At 48.9% G+C, this 18,283-nt stretch carries 12 protein-coding genes; 10 read left to right on the forward strand and 2 right to left on the reverse strand.

The window, feature by feature from the left end; genetic code table 11:
• The first annotated feature begins 66 nt into the window (after nt 1-66).
• The gene (locus NE473_RS13865) at nt 67-1,113 is read left to right on the forward strand and encodes a hypothetical protein (protein WP_022030050.1); all 1,047 of its coding nucleotides are present in this window, start codon (nt 67-69) and stop codon (nt 1,111-1,113) included.
• Between the two features lie 91 nt (nt 1,114-1,204).
• On the opposite strand, the gene NE473_RS13870 is transcribed toward NE473_RS13865, so the two are convergent.
• Nucleotides 1,205-2,446 carry an MFS transporter gene (locus NE473_RS13870; protein ID WP_022030049.1) on the reverse strand — a complete coding sequence of 414 codons (1,242 nt, stop codon included), beginning with the start codon at nt 2,444-2,446 and terminating at the stop codon, nt 1,205-1,207.
• 335 nt (nt 2,447-2,781) lie between these two features.
• Between NE473_RS13870 and NE473_RS13875 the strand changes: the two genes are divergently transcribed.
• Nucleotides 2,782-3,615: an AraC family transcriptional regulator gene (locus tag NE473_RS13875; RefSeq protein WP_006774209.1), complete on the forward strand. Its 834-nt coding sequence runs from the start codon at nt 2,782-2,784 to the stop codon at nt 3,613-3,615.
• A 30-nt stretch (nt 3,616-3,645) separates the two neighbouring features.
• Here the strand turns inward: NE473_RS13875 and NE473_RS13880 are convergent, their stop codons facing one another.
• Nucleotides 3,646-5,016, reverse strand: coding sequence for an MATE family efflux transporter (locus tag NE473_RS13880; RefSeq protein WP_242866107.1), 1,371 nt, complete (start codon nt 5,014-5,016; stop codon nt 3,646-3,648).
• Nucleotides 5,017-5,597: 581 nt separating this feature from the next.
• Between NE473_RS13880 and aspS the strand changes: the two genes are divergently transcribed.
• From aspS to NE473_RS13920, 8 genes are all read left to right on the forward strand, one after another.
• A complete protein-coding gene (gene aspS, locus NE473_RS13885) occupies nt 5,598-7,010 on the forward strand; it encodes an aspartate--tRNA(Asn) ligase (RefSeq protein WP_055649921.1) in 1,413 nt (470 codons plus the stop codon).
• A 53-nt stretch (nt 7,011-7,063) separates the two neighbouring features.
• The gene (gene gatC, locus NE473_RS13890; protein WP_055649922.1) at nt 7,064-7,393 is read left to right on the forward strand and encodes an Asp-tRNA(Asn)/Glu-tRNA(Gln) amidotransferase subunit GatC; all 330 of its coding nucleotides are present in this window, start codon (nt 7,064-7,066) and stop codon (nt 7,391-7,393) included.
• A gap of 11 nt (nt 7,394-7,404) precedes the next feature.
• Nucleotides 7,405-8,988, forward strand: coding sequence for an Asp-tRNA(Asn)/Glu-tRNA(Gln) amidotransferase subunit GatA (gene gatA, locus NE473_RS13895; protein ID WP_055649923.1), 1,584 nt, complete (start codon nt 7,405-7,407; stop codon nt 8,986-8,988).
• The gene (gatB, locus tag NE473_RS13900) at nt 8,989-10,419 is read left to right on the forward strand and encodes an Asp-tRNA(Asn)/Glu-tRNA(Gln) amidotransferase subunit GatB (RefSeq protein ID WP_055649924.1); all 1,431 of its coding nucleotides are present in this window, start codon (nt 8,989-8,991) and stop codon (nt 10,417-10,419) included.
• Nucleotides 10,420-10,500: 81 nt separating this feature from the next.
• A complete protein-coding gene (locus NE473_RS13905; RefSeq protein ID WP_055649988.1) occupies nt 10,501-11,790 on the forward strand; it encodes an aspartate aminotransferase type Ic in 1,290 nt (429 codons plus the stop codon).
• A gap of 210 nt (nt 11,791-12,000) precedes the next feature.
• Entirely contained in the window at nt 12,001-14,274 is a 2,274-nt protein-coding gene (locus NE473_RS13910) for a helix-turn-helix transcriptional regulator (RefSeq protein WP_148510137.1), read from the forward strand.
• Between the two features lie 204 nt (nt 14,275-14,478).
• A complete protein-coding gene (locus NE473_RS13915; protein ID WP_022030349.1) occupies nt 14,479-16,557 on the forward strand; it encodes an alginate lyase family protein in 2,079 nt (692 codons plus the stop codon).
• Nucleotides 16,554-18,269, forward strand: coding sequence for a type 2 periplasmic-binding domain-containing protein (locus NE473_RS13920; protein WP_055649926.1), 1,716 nt, complete (start codon nt 16,554-16,556; stop codon nt 18,267-18,269). Before NE473_RS13915 ends, NE473_RS13920 begins: the two co-directional genes overlap by 4 nt.
• Nucleotides 18,270-18,283 lie beyond the last annotated feature (14 nt).

Consider the following 18,283-nt stretch of genomic DNA (forward strand, 5'->3'; position numbering starts at 1 on the left):
ACGGGGCCGGGCGGAAACTCTCTGCCCGGTCCCGGATAAAACGGACGAAAAGGAGCGGAGGGAATCATGAGACTAAAAGCGTTTGGATTAAATCCGAAAAAGCTTTCCCGCACCGGTATTGCAGTGAGGATCTTACTGGGGCTGGTGCTGATCGGAATGCTGGTGGGAGCAGGAATCTGGCTGCATGGAAAAACGGATAAGCCCGTTATGCGGATTGGAACGTATGCAATCACTCAGGAACATTTGGCGCTTTATAAGGCAGATCTCCGCGCGTCAGTGAGTTCGTATTTTTATCAGACGTACCAGCAGGATCCCAACGAGGAGGGCTTCTGGGACACGGCCTTTCAGGGCGAAATTCCTTCCGCGGTTCTCCAGGAGGAAGCGATGAATGCGCTTCTGTCTGATACGGTGGAGCGGATTGAGGCGGCGAAGTACGGAATTGTCGTGGATGTTACGCTGGATGATATAAAAAAATCACTGGAAAAGGAAAATAAGCGAAGGGCAGAGCCGGGCCAGACCGCCTATGGGCCGAAAACGTATGGCCTGATGGAATATATCTCCAGGACACAGATGGAAGTGAGAGATGCTTTAAAGGAAAAGCTGCTGGAGACCCGGCTGAAGCCAACCAAAGAGCAGCTGGAAGAGCTGTATGACCATGCGGACCCCTCTTATTTTGACAGAGGCTGCAAGGCCAGAGTCGGCATTTATATGTATTATGGTATGAAGGTGGGAGAATTTCCGGAAGAACTGGATTCCGTATGGAGCTTTGTCAGGGAAGAACTGGAAAAGGGGACGGAACCGGAAGCGATCATCGAGGCGGCCGGAGAACGTTTTTCCTCTCCTGTCGAATACGAAGAAGTGGAATATGATACGAATCAAATGCCGAGAGACAACGAAGAACTGGCCTGGCTCGCAGAGCAGACCAGGGAATTGTCTGCCGGGCAGTGCAGCGGCGTATTGGATTACGGTGCTTCTCAGGGTATTTTAAAGGTACTGGATAAAACGGATTATGAGAAAGCCGGTTTTGAAGAATCTGAGACGATTCTTACTAACCTGTGGATCAATGAGGAGTATCCCAAATATTTGAACCAGTGTATGGACGCATATCGATAAGAAAAAAGAATCATGCAGGTTTCCACAGAACTGAGTGGGGCCGCTTCAAATCTGTTGAAGCGGCCCCTTTTTATATAATATGAGAGATATGTTAATGACTAAGCCGTCTCATATACCTTACACACAGGATAATCAACACTCCGGACAGTGCAAAAATCATCTGCATCCCGGACACCGGAAAGCCCCCGATCTGAAATTCCGGAAGAATTTTTAGCAGGGAGGCGCCCAGCAGCGTTGCGAAAAAGCCGCATAGCCCAGCGTAAGAGGAGTTGGCGCTCACGTAAGATACCCGCTTGTCGGCCGGGGCGTACTGATACTGGAGGCTGAAAACTGCGATGGCAATTCCACCCCATGCGGCTCCTGAGAGAGCCTGCAGAATGGGCTGCAGAATCAGGCAGGTTGCGGGCGTCATGAACAGCCAGGAAGTATGTACAAAGCCAAGCAGGAGCATGGAGCAGCGCGCCGCATGAAGCCAGGAGGTGGCGTCAGCCAGCCGTCCCCAGAAACAGGCCGCCACCACGCGGACGGAGGAGGCGATCAGTCCAAGGAAGGTGATATAGGTGTAGTCCAGAGAAAGCCCTGTTACCATGTATACACTGAAAAATGGTCCGGCTACCTGCAGCGCCAGATTCCAGAACATGTAGAGGCCGATGATCTTTCGGTATTCGCTGTCGAAAAGCGGATCGATGACAGCGGCCTTTAAGCTGCGCCGGTGAGGTTCAGAAACCGGCTCCCGGATTGAGGAAAGGCACCAGAAATCCGTGAAGGCGGTGGATAATACAATCAGGCCAATGATATAATACCCGGTCAGGTCCTGATGCGAACTTCTCATCCAGTCTAAAACACGGCCGCAGACCAGGCTGAGCACCGTGGTGAATGCAAATGCAAACGCATCCTTCCGCCCCAGATACGTTCCGCGGATGTTCTCAGGAACCAGGGAAAGAAGCCAGCTTCCGGTACCCGTACCGATAAACGCGCCGAAGAAGTGGGCGACTACATAGATGGCGACGACTGCCGCCAGGCGGCCCGCCTGGTTTTCGACCAGCAGCGGGACGAAAAAGAGAGAGGAGAGCAGAAGCCTGTGGATCAGTGCGAAGCAGGCGATTAAAAATTTCTTCTGTCTCAAGTTCTCCAGGACGACGGAAGAAAACATCTGCAGGGTGCACAAGAGCACCGGAACAGAGCCGATGATTCCGTTTAAGGAATCATCAGCGCCGAGATAGCCTGCGTAGCCGGACAGAAACGCCCCCGTTGTCAGGGTGACGACGCCGTTGGCGCAGCAGCCTTCGGCAATAAACAGCTTCCGGCCCCTGGAATAATCCGTCTCCGTCATGACAGTATCCCCGAAATACGCCTGGGACACCATTTGCTTTAATTGCAGAACTGTAACCATAAGCCAATATTTGCGGCGGAATTGCCGCAATCCCCTTTTCATTTATTGATTTTTCTGGTATTCTTGTGTTGGTAAGACGGGAAATTGACCGGTTTTTCCACGTTTTTAAGAGCTCTTATCTTCTTCTATATTGCCAGTTTGTGGTTGATTATACAAGAGGAGAAAGAAGAGAATAACTGGAGGATTCCGACTGTGGGTGCGGGATTCCGGCAGAAGCGAACCAGAGCACGGCGCCGCGGGGAAGAACCGGTAATCCGCAGAGGGAAAAGAAAAGGATGGAACATTTTCTGCATTTGAAGGCACTGCTGCCGGTACAGGCGCTAAATGCCGGTTATCTGGTGACAAAGGGATGGGGACGCCATGTGGAGCGTACCATGGATACATTTGAAATTATATACGTCAATTCCGGGACTTTGGGGATATTTGAGGAGGACGTGGAGTATGATGTGGAAAAAGGGGAGGCGCTGATCCTGTTTCCTGGGCGGCATCACGGAGGAACCAGGGATTTTGACGCGGATCTGACCTTTTACTGGCTCCATTTTACCATGGAGGAGGAGGCTCTCCGTATGGGAAGCGATATTATGGCGCTGCCTCAGCTGATCCGTCTGGCGAAGCCGGAGGCGTTTGAGGAGCTGTTCCGGCGTTTTATCCGGAGACAGAATGTGTGCCGCGATGACAAGACATTTTTGAATCTGGTGCTTTTGGAGCTTCTGTGCGAGCTTTCCGATTCCCTCTCTCCGCTGGAGGTCAGCGGACAGAAGGTTTATCTGGCCAACCAGGCGGCCAGATATATCCGGGAGCACTGGAAAGAACCGCTGTCCGCATCATTTCTGGCTGATAAGCTGGAATGTAATCCGGACCATCTGGGCCGGGTCTTTCACGCCGTGTACGGCAGAAACTTAACGGATGCTATCCATGAGGCCAGAATCAACCGGGCCTGCCGCCTGTTGATAGAAACGAATCTGACCGGCAGCGAGATCGCCTACGAGTGCGGGTACACGGATGTCGATTATTTTCGCAGACTGTTTAAGAAATACATGGGAATCACGGCGAAAGAGTACCGGCAGGCGTACTGCCTGGTGCTTCCGGAGGATCGTGTGGGAAAATAACTGAGCCGGCGTAAAGCCGCTGCTTTACGGTTATAACAACTGAATCTTTTTCTGATAGATCCGGCGGAATAAGACAGTCGTAAGGACGACGGAGATGATTTCCGCCAGAGGGAACGCATACCATACGGCATGAAGGCCGAATTCCGCTGCGAAGAACCAGGCAGCGGGCAGAATACATACCAGCTGTCGGGCTGCCGAAGTGATCAGGCTGTAGACTCCGTTGCCCAGAGCCTGGAATACAGAACCAATCACGATGCAGTACCCTGCGAACAGGAAGCTTAAGCTGATGATGCGGAGCGCTGGAACGCCGATTCCCATCATATTCTCTGAGGCGTCAAACAGATACAAAAGCTGCTCCGGGAATATCTGGAATATGGCCAGTCCCACCAGCATAATTGCGACTGCCGCAGTCACGCTGGCCCGGATGGTTTTCATAATGCGGTCTTTCTTAGCGGCTCCGTAGTTGTAGGCGACGATCGGAACCATCGCATTATTTAAGCCGAATACAGGCATGAAGATGAAGCTCTGAAGCTTGAAATAGATTCCGAATACGGATACCGCTGTCTCGGAGAACAGCAGCAGGATCTTGTTGACGCCGAAGGTCATGACCGAGCTGATGGACTGCATGATGATGGAAGGCAGTCCAACCCTGTAGATTTCAGCGATAATCTCCGCATTCGGGCGGAAGCTGCGCATGTTTAAATTCACGTCGGTATTTTTGGTGATATTGAAGTAGAGCAGCAGGAGCATGGCGGCAATCTGACCGATTACCGTGGCTGCCGCGGCACCCATGATTCCCATCCGGGGGAATCCCAGCAGTCCGAAGATCAGAATGGGATCCAGAATAATGTTGATGATGGCTCCGAGACCCTGCGTGATCATGTTATAGATCGTGCGTCCGGTAGACTGCATGATCCGTTCCAGCGCAATCTCTAAAAAGATACCAAAGGAAAAGATGGAGCAGATCGATAAGTAAGTGGTACCCTGCCGGATGATCTCCGGATTGGAGGTCTGAACCGTAAAATAGATTCTGGCAAAAAAGATGCCGAAGACGGCGAACAGCAGATAGCTTAGGAAGAAAACAAAGAGTCCGTTGACAGCCGCCAGATTGGCATTTTTCTGGTTCTTCTCTCCCAGAGAGCGGGACAGAAGCGCGTTGACGCCAACGCCGGTGCCGGTGGATACCGCGATAATTAAGTTCTGTACGGGAAATGCGAGCGATACGGCCGCCAGCGCGGTTTCCCCGAGCCGGGCGACAAAGATGCTGTCGATGACATTGTATAAGGCCTGTACCAGCATGGAAAGTATCATGGGCAGAGACATGGTGAACAGCAGACGGCTGATGGGCATGACGCCCATTTTGTTTTCGGCCGGTTTCCCGGAAATGGTCATATTTGACATGTAAAACCCCCCTGTCTAACATAGTAAACATGCAGATAATTGTACCCTGTTCGACAGGAAAAGTCAAGAAAAGAGCCGTGGATGCACAGAGCTGTTTCTGCGCAGATACAGCTCATTTGAATGGAATTTCACCAGAAAAGGTGCAGGATTCAGAAATATTTTATGTAAAATAGATATTGCAAAGAAAAAAAACGTGTGCTATCATATATGAAATTCATCGTAGTGCAGTGGTGAATTACAGATAAGACGAAAGGCTGAGAAAGAGACTCTGATTTAAGAAACTTGACAGGAAGAGGGCGTCACCGACTGAGAGCGCCGTCATGAGGGACTGAATTAAGGGAACACTCTGGAGCCGGTATGCCGAAGCGGCCGGAAGGATCTCCGGTGTCAGAGGTAGGTTTACCCGTGACACGCGTTAAGTGAAAGAGTGGAGATAGAAGTATAATATCTCAAAGCGGGTGGTACCGCGGGATCTTATGATAATAAGAGCCCCGTCCCGGAATATGTAACTGTATTCCGGGACGGGGCTTTTCCTGTTTCCGGAATCCAACCAATCTACATCTGGTAAGGAGCGTGCAGACATGGAATTTATGAAAGGTATCCAAAGAAAAGAAACTGTAGAACTGGCCGATTTGCTTTCCGGTGATTACACCGGAAAAACCGTGAGCCTAAACGGGGCGGTCCACACCATCCGCGACATGGGCGAGGTAAGCTTCGTGATCCTGAGAAAAGCGGAGGGACTTGTCCAGTGTGTCAGAGAGCGCTCTGTTCCTGTATACAGGGCAGGGGAACGCGGCGCGGGAGCGGCGCAGGAAGCAGTGGACGGCAGGCTGGAATTTGCGGACAACGGGCCGGAAATCCCTTCGGCAGAATTAAAGGAGGAGTCCGCCGTCACCGTCACAGGAATCGTATCGCCGGAGCCCCGTGCTCCCCACGGCGTGGAAATCCGTCTGACAGAGATCAAAGTACTGTCAACACCGGCAGAGGTTCTCCCCATCGCTGTCAGCAAATGGAAGCTGAACACGTCGCTGGAGACGAAGCTGGCCCTTCGCCCCATCACACTCCGCAATCCCATGGAGCGGGCGAAATTCCGGATTCAGGAAGGAATTGTCCGGGGATTCCGGGATTTTCTTTATTCGCAGGGATTTACCGAGATTCGCACACCGAAGATCGTGGCCCGCGGCGCAGAGGGAGGTTCCAATGTGTTCCGTCTCGATTACTTCAACAAGAAAGCAGAGCTGGGGCAGAGCCCGCAGTTTTACAAGCAGACCATGGTTGGCGTCTATGACCGGGTATTCGAGGCGGCTCCCGTGTTCCGGGCTGAGAAGCACAACACGACGCGCCATTTAAATGAATACACCAGCCTAGACTTCGAGATGGGATATATCGACGGCTTTGAGGACGTGATGGCCATGGAAACCGCCATGCTCCAGTACGTGATGAAGCTTCTTTCTGAGGAATACGAAAAAGAACTCCGGATGTTAAAGGTTACACTCCCGGACGTGACAAGAATTCCTGCCGTAACATTCAAACGGGCCAAGGAACTCGTTTCAGAGAAATACAGCCGTCCAATCCGTAATCCCTATGATTTAGAACCGGAAGAAGAACACTTAATCGGCCGGTATTTTAAAGAAGAATACGAAAGCGATTTCGTATTTGTCACCCATTACCCGTCAAAAAAACGTCCGTTTTATGCTATGGACGATCCCCATGATCCAAAATATACGTTAAGCTTTGACCTGCTGTTTAAGGGGCTGGAGATTACCACCGGAGGCCAGAGGATTCATGATTACGATACCATCATAAAGAAGATGGAGAAAAGAGGTATGGATCCGGAAGAACTTGCTTCTTATTTAATGATATTCAAATACGGAATGCCGCCCCACGGAGGTCTCGGAATTGGTCTGGAGCGGCTGACCATGCGGTTGTTAGATGAGCAGAATGTACGGGAAACGACCATGTTTCCGCGTGACGTGACTCGTCTGGAACCATAGTGTATATTTATATTGGCGGCACGGCTGCGTGCCCGGAATGAGGAGGGAATGAGATGGCATACAGGATTGATGATGCAACAATCGAATACGTGGGAATCCTGGCGAAGCTTGAATTGTCTGAGTCCGAAAAGGAAGATGCAAAAAAAGACATGGGACGTATGCTGGATTATATTGATAAACTGAACGAACTGGACACAGACGGGGTGGAACCCATGACCCATATTTTTTCGGTGACAAACGTGTTCCGCGAGGATACGGTGAGAGAAGCTGCTGACTCTTATGACACTACAGGGGAACACAGCAGTGATGGCAGGGAAAATACACTGAAAAATGCACCGGAACAGAAGAATGGCGCATTTAAAGTCCCGAAAACAGTGGAATAAGGAGGGAGCCCATGACGGAAAAAGAAATCTTATCATTGACCGCGGTACAGCTGGGAAAAAAGATAAAAGAAAAAGAAGTGACGTGCGAAGAGGCTCTGACAGCCGTATTCGCCCAGATTGAGAGGCAGGAATCCAGCCTTCACTGTTACGTAACTCTGGAAAAAGAAAAGGCTTTAAAACAGGCGCGGGAGATACAGAAAAAGATCGATGAAGGCCAGCTTGCCGGGCCTCTTGCAGGTGTTCCCGCTGCGGTAAAAGACAATATGTGTATAGAAGGTATGCGAACCACATGCAGCTCGAAGATTCTGGAGAACTTCGTCCCCACCTACACGGCGGAGGCAGTGGAAAACTTAAGGAAGGCGGGAGCCGTGATCATCGGCAAGACCAACATGGATGAGTTTGCCATGGGAAGTACGACGGAAACATCGGCCTTCGGTGTCACGAGAAATCCCTGGAATACGGATCACGTTCCCGGCGGCTCTTCAGGCGGTTCCTGCGCCGCAGTTGCGGCAAACGAATGCTTCTATGCGCTGGGTTCCGACACCGGCGGCTCCATACGGCAGCCCAGTTCTTTCTGTGGGGTGACCGGTTTAAAACCAACTTACGGGACCATTTCCCGGTATGGGCTTATCGCTTACGGCTCCTCTCTGGATCAGATCGGGCCGGTGGCGAAGGATGTGACGGACTGTGCGGTTATTCTGGAGGCATTGGCAAGTCATGACGCGAAGGACAGCACATCGGTGGACCGGGAAGCCGTGATGCGGCAGAAGATGGAACAGGGAGCAGCCGGCTGGACTTCAAATGGAGGCTGTGATTTCACATCTGCTTTGGTGGATGATGTAACGGGGATGAGAATTGGAATTCCCGGCGATTACCTGGGTGAAGGGCTTGATCCGGAGGTAAAAGAAGCTGTTTTAAAGGCGGCGGAGGTATTGAGGGAAAAGGGCGCCTCTGTGGAAGAGTTTGATTTGGGCATGGCAGAATATGCGATTCCGGCATATTATGTCATTGCCTCTGCGGAAGCCAGTTCCAACTTATCACGCTTCGACGGCGTTAAATACGGTTTTCGCGCAAAGGATTATGACGGCCTTCATGATATGTATAAAAAGAGCCGTTCCCAGGGATTCGGACCGGAAGTAAAGCGGCGTATTATGCTTGGCTCGTTCGTTTTGAGCTCCGGTTACTACGATGCCTATTATTTAAAAGCACTTCGGACCAAGGCATTGATTAAAAAGGCTTTTGACCGTGCCTTTGAGAAATACGATGTGATTCTCGGGCCGGCTTCACCGGCCACGGCGCCGAAGCTGGGAGAAAGCCTGAGTGATCCTTTAAAGATGTATCTCGGCGATATTTATACAATTTCCGTCAATCTGGCCGGGCTTCCGGGGCTTTCGGTGCCCTGCGGAAAAGATTCCGGAGGACTTCCCATCGGCCTTCAGCTGATCGGAGACTGTTTTCAGGAAAAGAATATCATCCGCGCCGGTTACGCGTTTGAGAGAAGCCGTTCTTATGAAATGCCGCCTTGTGCAGTGCCGGAAACGGCTGAGTCTGTGACGGTACAATCCGGCATGGCGGCCGGAAAGGAGGCGGAGTAGATGAGCAGACAGTATGAGACAGTCATTGGACTGGAGGTCCACGTGGAGCTTGCCACGAAAACGAAGATTTTCTGTTCCTGCTCTACGGAATTCGGCGGAGCACCCAACACCCACACCTGCCCGGTCTGCACCGGAATGCCGGGGGCGCTTCCTGTTCTGAACAGACAGGTGGTGGAATACGCCCTGGCGGTGGGGCTGGCGGTCAACTGTGAAATCAACCAGTACTGCCGGTTTGACCGGAAAAACTATTTTTATCCCGACAATCCCCAGAATTATCAGATCTCCCAGCTCTACCTCCCCATCTGCCACGACGGTTTCGTGGAGATCGAGACAGCGGCCGGTAAGAAGAAAGTGGGGATTCACGAGATCCACATGGAGGAGGATGCCGGAAAGCTGATCCATGATGAATGGGAAGACTGTTCCCTGGTGGATTATAACAGAAGCGGCGTTCCGCTTATCGAGATCGTCTCGGAACCGGATATGCGAAGCGCAGAGGAAGTGATCGCGTATTTGGAGAAGCTGCGGCTGATCATCCAGTATCTCGGGGCATCGGACTGCAAGCTTCAGGAAGGTTCCATGCGGGCGGATGTGAACCTGTCCGTTCGGGAAGCCGGAGCTCCGGAATTCGGTACCAGGACGGAAATGAAGAACTTAAACTCCTTTAAGGCCATTGCCAGAGCGATCGAGGGGGAACGAAAGCGCCAGATCGAGCTTCTGGAGGAAGGGAAGAAGGTGATCCAGGAGACACGGCGCTGGGATGATAATAAGGAAAGCTCCCGTGCCATGCGCTCCAAAGAGGATGCCAAAGATTACCGTTATTTCCCGGATCCCGACCTGCCTCCGGTGTTTATAAGCGATACCTGGATACAGGAGATAAAGGATCGCCAGCCGGAGTTTAAGACCGGGAAGATGGCGAGATACCAGGCTGAACTGGGGCTTTCCGAATATGATGCGGATATCATTACAGGATCAAAGCGCATGGCGGATATCTTTGAAGCAACCGTTTCCCTGTGCAAAAAGCCGAAAGAAGCGGCCAACTGGCTGATGGTAGAGGGTATGAGGCTGTTGAAGGAGGAGGCCCTGGAACCGGAGGCCATAAGATTTTCACCGGAAAATCTTGCAAAATTAATTGTTTTGGTGGATAATGGTACTATTACCCGCACGGTAGCGAAGGAAGTATTTGAAAAAATATTCGCTGAAGATATTGATCCCGAGGCCTATGTAGAAGAAAATGGGCTGAAGGTGGTAAATGACGAGGGAGCGCTCCGCGCCGTGATAGAGGAGGTTATAGCAGCAAATCCACAGTCTGTGACAGATTACCGTAATGGGAAAGAGAGAGCCAGAGGCTTTTTAGTCGGGCAGACGATGCGGGCGATGAAAGGGAAAGCGGACCCCGCCATGGTAAATAAGATGATAGAGGAACTGCTGTAATCCGGCAGCTGGCTGCCGTCTTGGGAGAGAAAACTCCCGGAAACGAATGAAGGAGATAATATGAGGAGGAAGAAGAAAGCGATGAAACCGTATGCAGAGATGACGAAGGAAGAGTTACAGGAACTTAGAAAACAGCTTTCCACCAAGTACAGGGAGTATCAGGGCAAGGATTTACGCCTCGATATGTCCAGAGGAAAGCCAAGTGTGGATCAGCTGGATTTATCCATGGGAATGATGGATGTGCTGAGCAGCGATGATGATTTAACGTGTGAAGACGGTACGGACTGCCGCAACTACGGCGTGCTCGACGGCATCAAGGAAGCGAAAGAACTGCTCGGCGACATGATGGAGGTTCATCCGGACCAGATCATCATCTACGGCAACTCCAGCTTAAATGTCATGTATGACACGGTTTCACGTTCCATGACACACGGTGTGATGGGAAATACCCCGTGGTGTAAATTAGATAAGGTAAAATTCCTCTGCCCGGTTCCGGGATATGACAGACATTTTGCCATTACGGAATACTTTGGCATTGAGATGATCAATGTTCCCATGACGCCAACAGGCCCGGATATGGATAAGGTGGAAGAACTGGTTGCAAATGACGAATCCATCAAGGGGATCTGGTGCGTGCCGAAATACTCCAATCCTCAGGGAATCTCCTACTCCGACGAGACGGTACGCCGCTTTGCCAGATTAAAACCGGCTGCTCCGGATTTCAGAATCTACTGGGATAATGCCTATACGATTCATCATTTATACGACCACGACCAGGATCATTTAATCGAAATCCTGGCGGAGTGCAAGAGAGCGGGGAATCCGGACCTGGTTTACAAGTTCGCTTCCACCTCCAAGGTAAGCTTCCCGGGTTCCGGTATCGCGGCTATCGCCTGCAGCCAGAACAATCTGGTAGACATCAAGAAGCAGTTAAAGATTCAGACCATCGGCCATGACAAGGTAAACCAGCTGCGCCACGTGCGTTTCTTCGGGGATATCCACGGAATGGTAGAACATATGAGAAAGCATGCGGATATCATGAGACCGAAGTTCGAAGCTGTAATCGAGATTCTGGAGAGAGAACTGGGCGGCCTTGGAATCGGTTCCTGGACCAGTCCAAAGGGCGGATATTTCATTTCCTTTGATTCACTGGATGGCTGTGCGAAGTCTATCGTAGCAAGATGTAAGAAGGCAGGTCTTATCATGACCGGTGCGGGCGCAACCTACCCATATGGAAAGGATCCGCATGACAGCAACATCCGTATCGCTCCGTCCTATCCGCCGTTATCTGATTTAATTCTGGCGATGGAATTATTTGCACTGTGCGTGAAGATTGTGAGTATTGATAAATTGCTGGCTGAGATGAATTAATAATAGAGATCGAAAATAAAAGAGAGCCATACAGTGAACGCTCTGAGTGAGAATGCTGTCAAAGCCAAATATTGGCCTTGGCAGCATTTTACTTATAAAGGTTATTTTTTTGCCTGAAAAAAGCAGCTGCAGGGGATTTCTTTACAGGGACTTAGGGCTATGATATGATAAAGCAGTCAGAGTATAAATGAAGCAGGTGAATACGTGAATATGAAATTTACAAAAATGCTGATGCATTACATAACAAAATATTTTCTGGGTTTTCTGATTGTTTTCCTGAGCAGTATTCTGGTGGCTTTCGTCGCTGGCCGAAGTATTGAGGCTTATATTATTGAGAAGGGAGAGATGAAAAACCAGGAGGGAATCAATGGTATTTATGAAATGGTAAATAAAATGGAACTGATAAATGAAATGATGGCCAAGAACCAGACATTCAGCACGATTGTTTACCAACAGGGAAAGATTCCCAAGGAGGATGTTTTAAAGCTGCGGGAGGCTAATAAAATGTTCAGTGAGATTGGCTTTGTAGCAGATTACACGCCATATGTGTTTATGCTGTTCAAAAATAATGACCTGTACCTGTCTACCAGCCAATGCAGCTTTAATTTTCAGGATTATTACAATAAATTTCTTCGGATTCGGCGGGAAGGTGTGGATTTATCAGACTCAAATGCAGTACATGACGAACTGTTCGGGAGGTATGCGCAGCACAATCAGTTTGTCAGAGTGGATCAAATAAAGTTTATTTATAATGAAAAGGAGCGCTCATTGGATGATGCAATTCTTTACCTGACGAGCAGCGAATTTACGCGGCTGAACCCACAGTATTTGTCTTGTTTTGTCATAGACAGAGATTATCTGATTAAAAGCATTATGATGCCGGAATTAGAGAAGGATGGATTTCTTTATATTCAGGATTCCAGGACCGGAGATGTTTTATTGAAGTATGGGAATGTTCCAGAGGGGATTGGGGCATATGAAAATGGCCAGGTAATCGAAGATGAGGGAAATTACCGACTGATTGTGAATCATCAGGAGGACTTACAGTGGAAGATTATTACCGGTATTCCAATGGCATTTATCAATAGTCAGATGTGGCCGGTAAACAGACTTCTTATTATTTATCTTTGTATTGGTATTCTGTTGGTAATCGGGTTGACTGCATTTTACAGTTATCAGCATTATTCCGGTATGAAACGGGTTCTGTTTGCCCTTCCTGCAGAAAATGAAATAGAGAACAGTAAAAAGAAATTTGACGAATATGGGCTTCTGACAGATAATATCATGGCGTTGAAGAAGAACGGTAATGAATACCGCATGAAGATGGAGGAACTGGCGAAACAGAACGAAGCCATGATGTTGGAGCATTTAATCGTCATGGGAATCTGGTTGCCAGAGGAACGGCGGGTATTCGAAAAATGCTTTGAGAAAGTGCCGGAATTTTTCTGTGTAGCAGTAGTACGCCTTCAACAGAAGGAATACGGAAATTCAGACATCGTAACACTTGCTATGGTAGAGTATGTGAAAAAGCATTATCCCGGAAAATTTACGAATGTGTACAGCGGGCTTTCCGACGAACTGTTCCTTTTTGAATTGAATCCGGAACAAGAGGCCAATGTTTTGGGAATCAAGAAGTTGTTTGAGGAGGTGGTCACCATGGTTACCGCTGCCTATGATGTGATTCTCCATGTTGGCATCAGTGCGATCGGAACAGATCTTGCAAATGTGAATAAATGTTATGAACAGGCTCGTCAGATTGTTCGGGCGCAGTACGCCTGCAGCAATGAAAATGTGATAAAGACATACGATATTTCTGCCAACGCTCTATATGCAAACCCGGTTAATATGGAATTTTTGAATCATCTCTATACGCTTCTAATCTGCGGTCAGCATGAGGAGATATGCATGCAGTTGAATAAGGTTGAGAACTACTACAGCAGGATGCCGTACTTATATGAGGCACAGAAGGAACAGATTTTTTACTCGATCCGCAATATCCTGTACTCGGCTTGGCTTCATCTGGACGGAGAGACGGATTCCAGGAAAAATTTTCCTGTGTTTCAGAAGAATTTAAAGTGTGGAGAAATGATGGAGATGCTGCGGAAAAGCTCAGCCGAACTCTGCGATTTTATCAGTCAGACGAAGAAAAGCAAGAACGAGGGGCTGAAGGAGAAGATTACTAAATATTTGAGCAGCCATTACGAGGAAGCAGGTCTCTCTGCCTACCGAGCCAGCAGCGAGATCGGAATTTCAGAAAAATATCTGTCCCAGTTTTTGAAGGAGCAGACTGGTGAGACATTCTCCTCTTATTTGTTGCAGCTGCGGATTGAAAAGGCAAAGGAACTTTTGGCGACTACGGATTACAGCAATGATAAGATTGCGCAGATGACCGGATTTGGGGCAGTTAATACCTTTTACCGGAATTTCAGCAAACAGGTGGGGGTTACACCGAAGGTCTATAAGGAAAACTGTGAAGGCCGGTAAAAACAACGGTTTTCCAATCATATCTCAGTACTATCTCATTCGTATTTTCATAAAAATCTTACCATATGAGAGGGCAGGAAAAATGTGAGACACCATTTTCTTACCCTCTGGTATTCTTTTTAATCTTTGACAGTATCCAAATAACAGTATAATGTGGTACGATACGTCCATCGAAAAACTACATATTGGAGAGGAGGCATAAAGATGCAGGAAACAGAAAAAGGTCCTCTTCTTACGGATGAGACATTTTTTCATAACTGTCTTGATTTAGGCAGGCAGGAAATGAAAGAAGTGCGTTATTTTGCGGAGAACCATGATTATGTTCAGGCAAGAAGAGCTCTGGCAGCGGTGCTGCGGTCCGGACTTGCCAGCCGGAAAGAACGTTTTTTTGCAATTCCGTATGAGGAACCGGAGAATGTCTGGAAATATCCGTATGAAACGGATAGAGAAGTGTGTGAACGTCTGCAAAGGCACGTTCTGGTATCAGTAGGAGTTCCCTGCGATTTTGGGGCTATGGGTGAGATTAACTGGAAAGCCAACCCTACCTATAATCAGTATAAAGAATGGACGTGGCAGCTGAACCGTCACCACGAGTGGAAAATACTGGCTCACGAGTATAACCGGACAAAGAATGTGGAATATGCTTATCAGGCTGTTCAATTCTTTCAATCCTGGGTCTGTCAGGCAGTGTGTCCGGATGCTTCTGTATCCGGGTACGATACCGAATGCTGGCGGACCATCGAGTGTGGAATCCGAATGGGAGCGAACTGGCCGTATGTGCTGTATACATTTTTCGATACGGAGGCATTTACCGACGATCTTCTGGTGGAATGGTATCAATCGGTATGGGAACATGGACAGAGACTTTACAGAAACAGGACACATGGAAACTGGCTGATTATGGAGATGAACGGGCTGGCTCAGACAGGAATACTTTATCCGCAGTTTAAACAGTCAGTAACGTGGCTGCAATCTGCGTTTTCTGCACTGGATGAGGAACTGGGGCGTCAGATTTATCCCGATGGATTCCAGTATGAATTATCCACCGGATATCATGATGTTGTTATCAATAATTATGAACGGTTGATTCTGGTGGCCCGCGCGTTCGATGTCCCGATTCCTGAGCGTATGACGGAGCGGCTGACAACCGCCTGTGAGATCGACGTGAAGCTTATGATGCCAAACGGCTGTCTGCCGGATATCAATGATGGCAAGATGGAGGAAACCCGGAAACTGCTGGAACCAAAGCTTACATTGATAGGAGAAGAGGCGGAACCCTCCATCCTTTGGGCGGCCAGTGGCGGAAAAAGGGGAACCTGTCCCGATTATCAGTCAATCGCGCTTCCATACTCGGGCTTCTTCGTTATGAGAAATGGCTGGGAGAGCGGCAGTGTATGGGGACTTCTGGATGCCGCGCCCTTTGGGCGGGCCCATCAACATGAAGATAAGCTGAATTTACTTATCTACGCGCAGGGAAAGTATCTGTTGACTGAAGGCGGAAATTATGCCTATGATGATTCCGAGATGCGCCGCTATGTCCTGTCGTCCAGAGCTCACAACACAGTCCTGGTGGATCAGAAGGGGCAGAACCGAAGAGCCTCATACACCTGGGAAGACAGCGATATCAAAAAGCTTTCCGGGATGAAGTGGGGAATCGGAGATACTTATGACTGGGCAGAAGGCTGCTATGATGAGATGTATGGCGGTATGGAATGCTGGAATTGGGGAAAACCCGGAAAGAATGAAGAAAACGCGGAAAATGAAATTCCGTCTCCGGAGGCAGGAGTGCGCCATACAAGATCGGTTTATTTTGTTAAAAAAGCACCGGAGGGCTTAAACCCGTTTTTCCTTGTGTCAGACCGTCTGGAATCTCAAAATTTCCATACATACGATTTCCTGTGGCATGTAGACAGTGAGAATCCTGTGATTACAAAGGCTGGGGTGGATTTAAAAAATATGGCCGTCTGTGTTTCAGGGAGCGGGAAAACTATGGAAGTAATCTGTGGGAGAGAGGAACCGGAGTGGCAGGGATATGCGGCCACCGGTACGGAGCAGGGGAGGTATCGGGAAATCAACTGTATCGTTGTCAGGGTAAAGTCTGACAACATCAGAATTATAACGGTTTTATATCCGCACAGCGCAGGGGAGATCACAGCCTGCCGCGTTTGTGGGGGTGAAAACATAGAGGATGGGAATATCGAAGTGGCATTTTCCGATGGTCGGACATATTCCTTCCTGGAAGCAGCAATGAGAAACGAGAATGAAGGAGGAGAAGTTTCATGAGAAAAAAAGCAAAGAGAACAGCCGCGTTGGGTATGGCCGCGTTGATGACCGCAGCCGCATTATCAGGCTGCCAGAGCAAAAGTAGTGAGACGGCAGGCGGTACAGCAGATACAGGAGGTAATACCACGGCGGCGGAAGCAGAAACACAGGGCGGTGGTGACAATAAGCTGGTGGTCGCAATCCAGACGAATAGCTATGTGACAGATTATGATAACAATTACTTTACAAAATACCTGGAAGATAAGCTGGGAATTGAGCTGGAATTTTATCAACTTCCGGCGGCAACGGACGAAGTTAGAACCAAGGTATCCCTGATGGCCACTTCCAATGATAATCTTCCAGATGTACTGATTGTAGATAATGCGCTGACACCGGAAACAATTTTGGAATACGGCAGCAGTGGAGTGTTTCTGCCTTTGAACGAATATATGGAAGATTCTTCTAAAATGCCGAATTATAATGCAATTCCAGAAGAAGACAAGAAGGTGATGGAAGCGGCCCAGACGATGGCGGACGGAAATATGTACAGCTTATCCAAATATGAACCGGAGACTTGGAATGTGACCCCGAATCGCATGTTTATAAATAAAGCATGGATTGACAAGCTGGGACTTTCCATGCCTACGACAACCGATGAACTGAAAGCCGTACTAAAGGCGTTTCATGATCAGGATCCTAACGGAAATGGCGTTCAGGATGAGATCGGAGTTTATGGATACCAGGCGGGCGGATACGGCCAGAATATTACGGCAGCGCTCATGAATTCTTTTGAATTCTGGAATGGAGGCAGCTTAAACGGCGGTCTCGCCCTTGATAAGGATGGGAAAACAGTCATCGCACCATTTACGACAGAAGGCTGGAAAGCCGGACTGGCATACATGAATGATCTCTATAATGAGGGGCTGCTCTCACCGGCAATTTTTACCGATGACGATACGCAGTTTAAGGCCACATTAAATGAGGATACCAATGTGGTGGGACTGGTGTCCTTCGGCTCCCTCTCCAACTATCCGGATGCTGCAAACAACAGTAACTACCTGGAAATGGAGATTATGAATCCAGTTAAGGGACCGGATGGAACGAATTATACCCCATACACAGAATATTCCCCAAACCAGGAGTTCTTCATCTTTAACGGATGCAAAAATGTAGATCTGGCAGTGAAATTTGCGGATGCATTCTACGATCATGAGACCTCCACGGTCGCGAGGTTCGGTGAAAAGGGAGTTGATTATACCGACGATCCGGCACAGATGGAAAAGATGACGAATGCCTATGTGGCGGCCGGCCTTTACGACAAGGTAACCCTGGCTTACATCTCAAACTACTGGCTGGAGCCGTCAGCACAGACATGGCACGGAGTATCACCGAGATATGCAAGCCTTGAGGAAATGAATACCGTTGCAAACGGCATGGTGCCATACGACCCGGAAGACAAGACACAGTTAAATGCCAAGAGTTATGAGTATTATTTTGACAAGCATCCGGAGAAAGTTCTCCCACTTCTTCATTATACTGAGGATGAGGCAGGTCAGATACAGGAAGCACTTTCTAATATACCAACTTATGTTAATCAGACAATGGCAGAATTTATCACTGGAGCAAGGGATATTGAAACAGGATGGGATTCTTATATGTCAGAATTAAAGGGAATGGGACTCGATGAGTGGCAAAAGAGCGCCCAGGCGGCTTATGACCGTTCTGTAGAATAGACAAAACATGGCCT

The sequence above is a fragment of the Hungatella sp. SL.1.14 genome, from assembly GCF_024460495.1.
Classification (GTDB): Bacteria; Bacillota; Clostridia; order Lachnospirales; family Lachnospiraceae; genus Hungatella; species Hungatella hathewayi.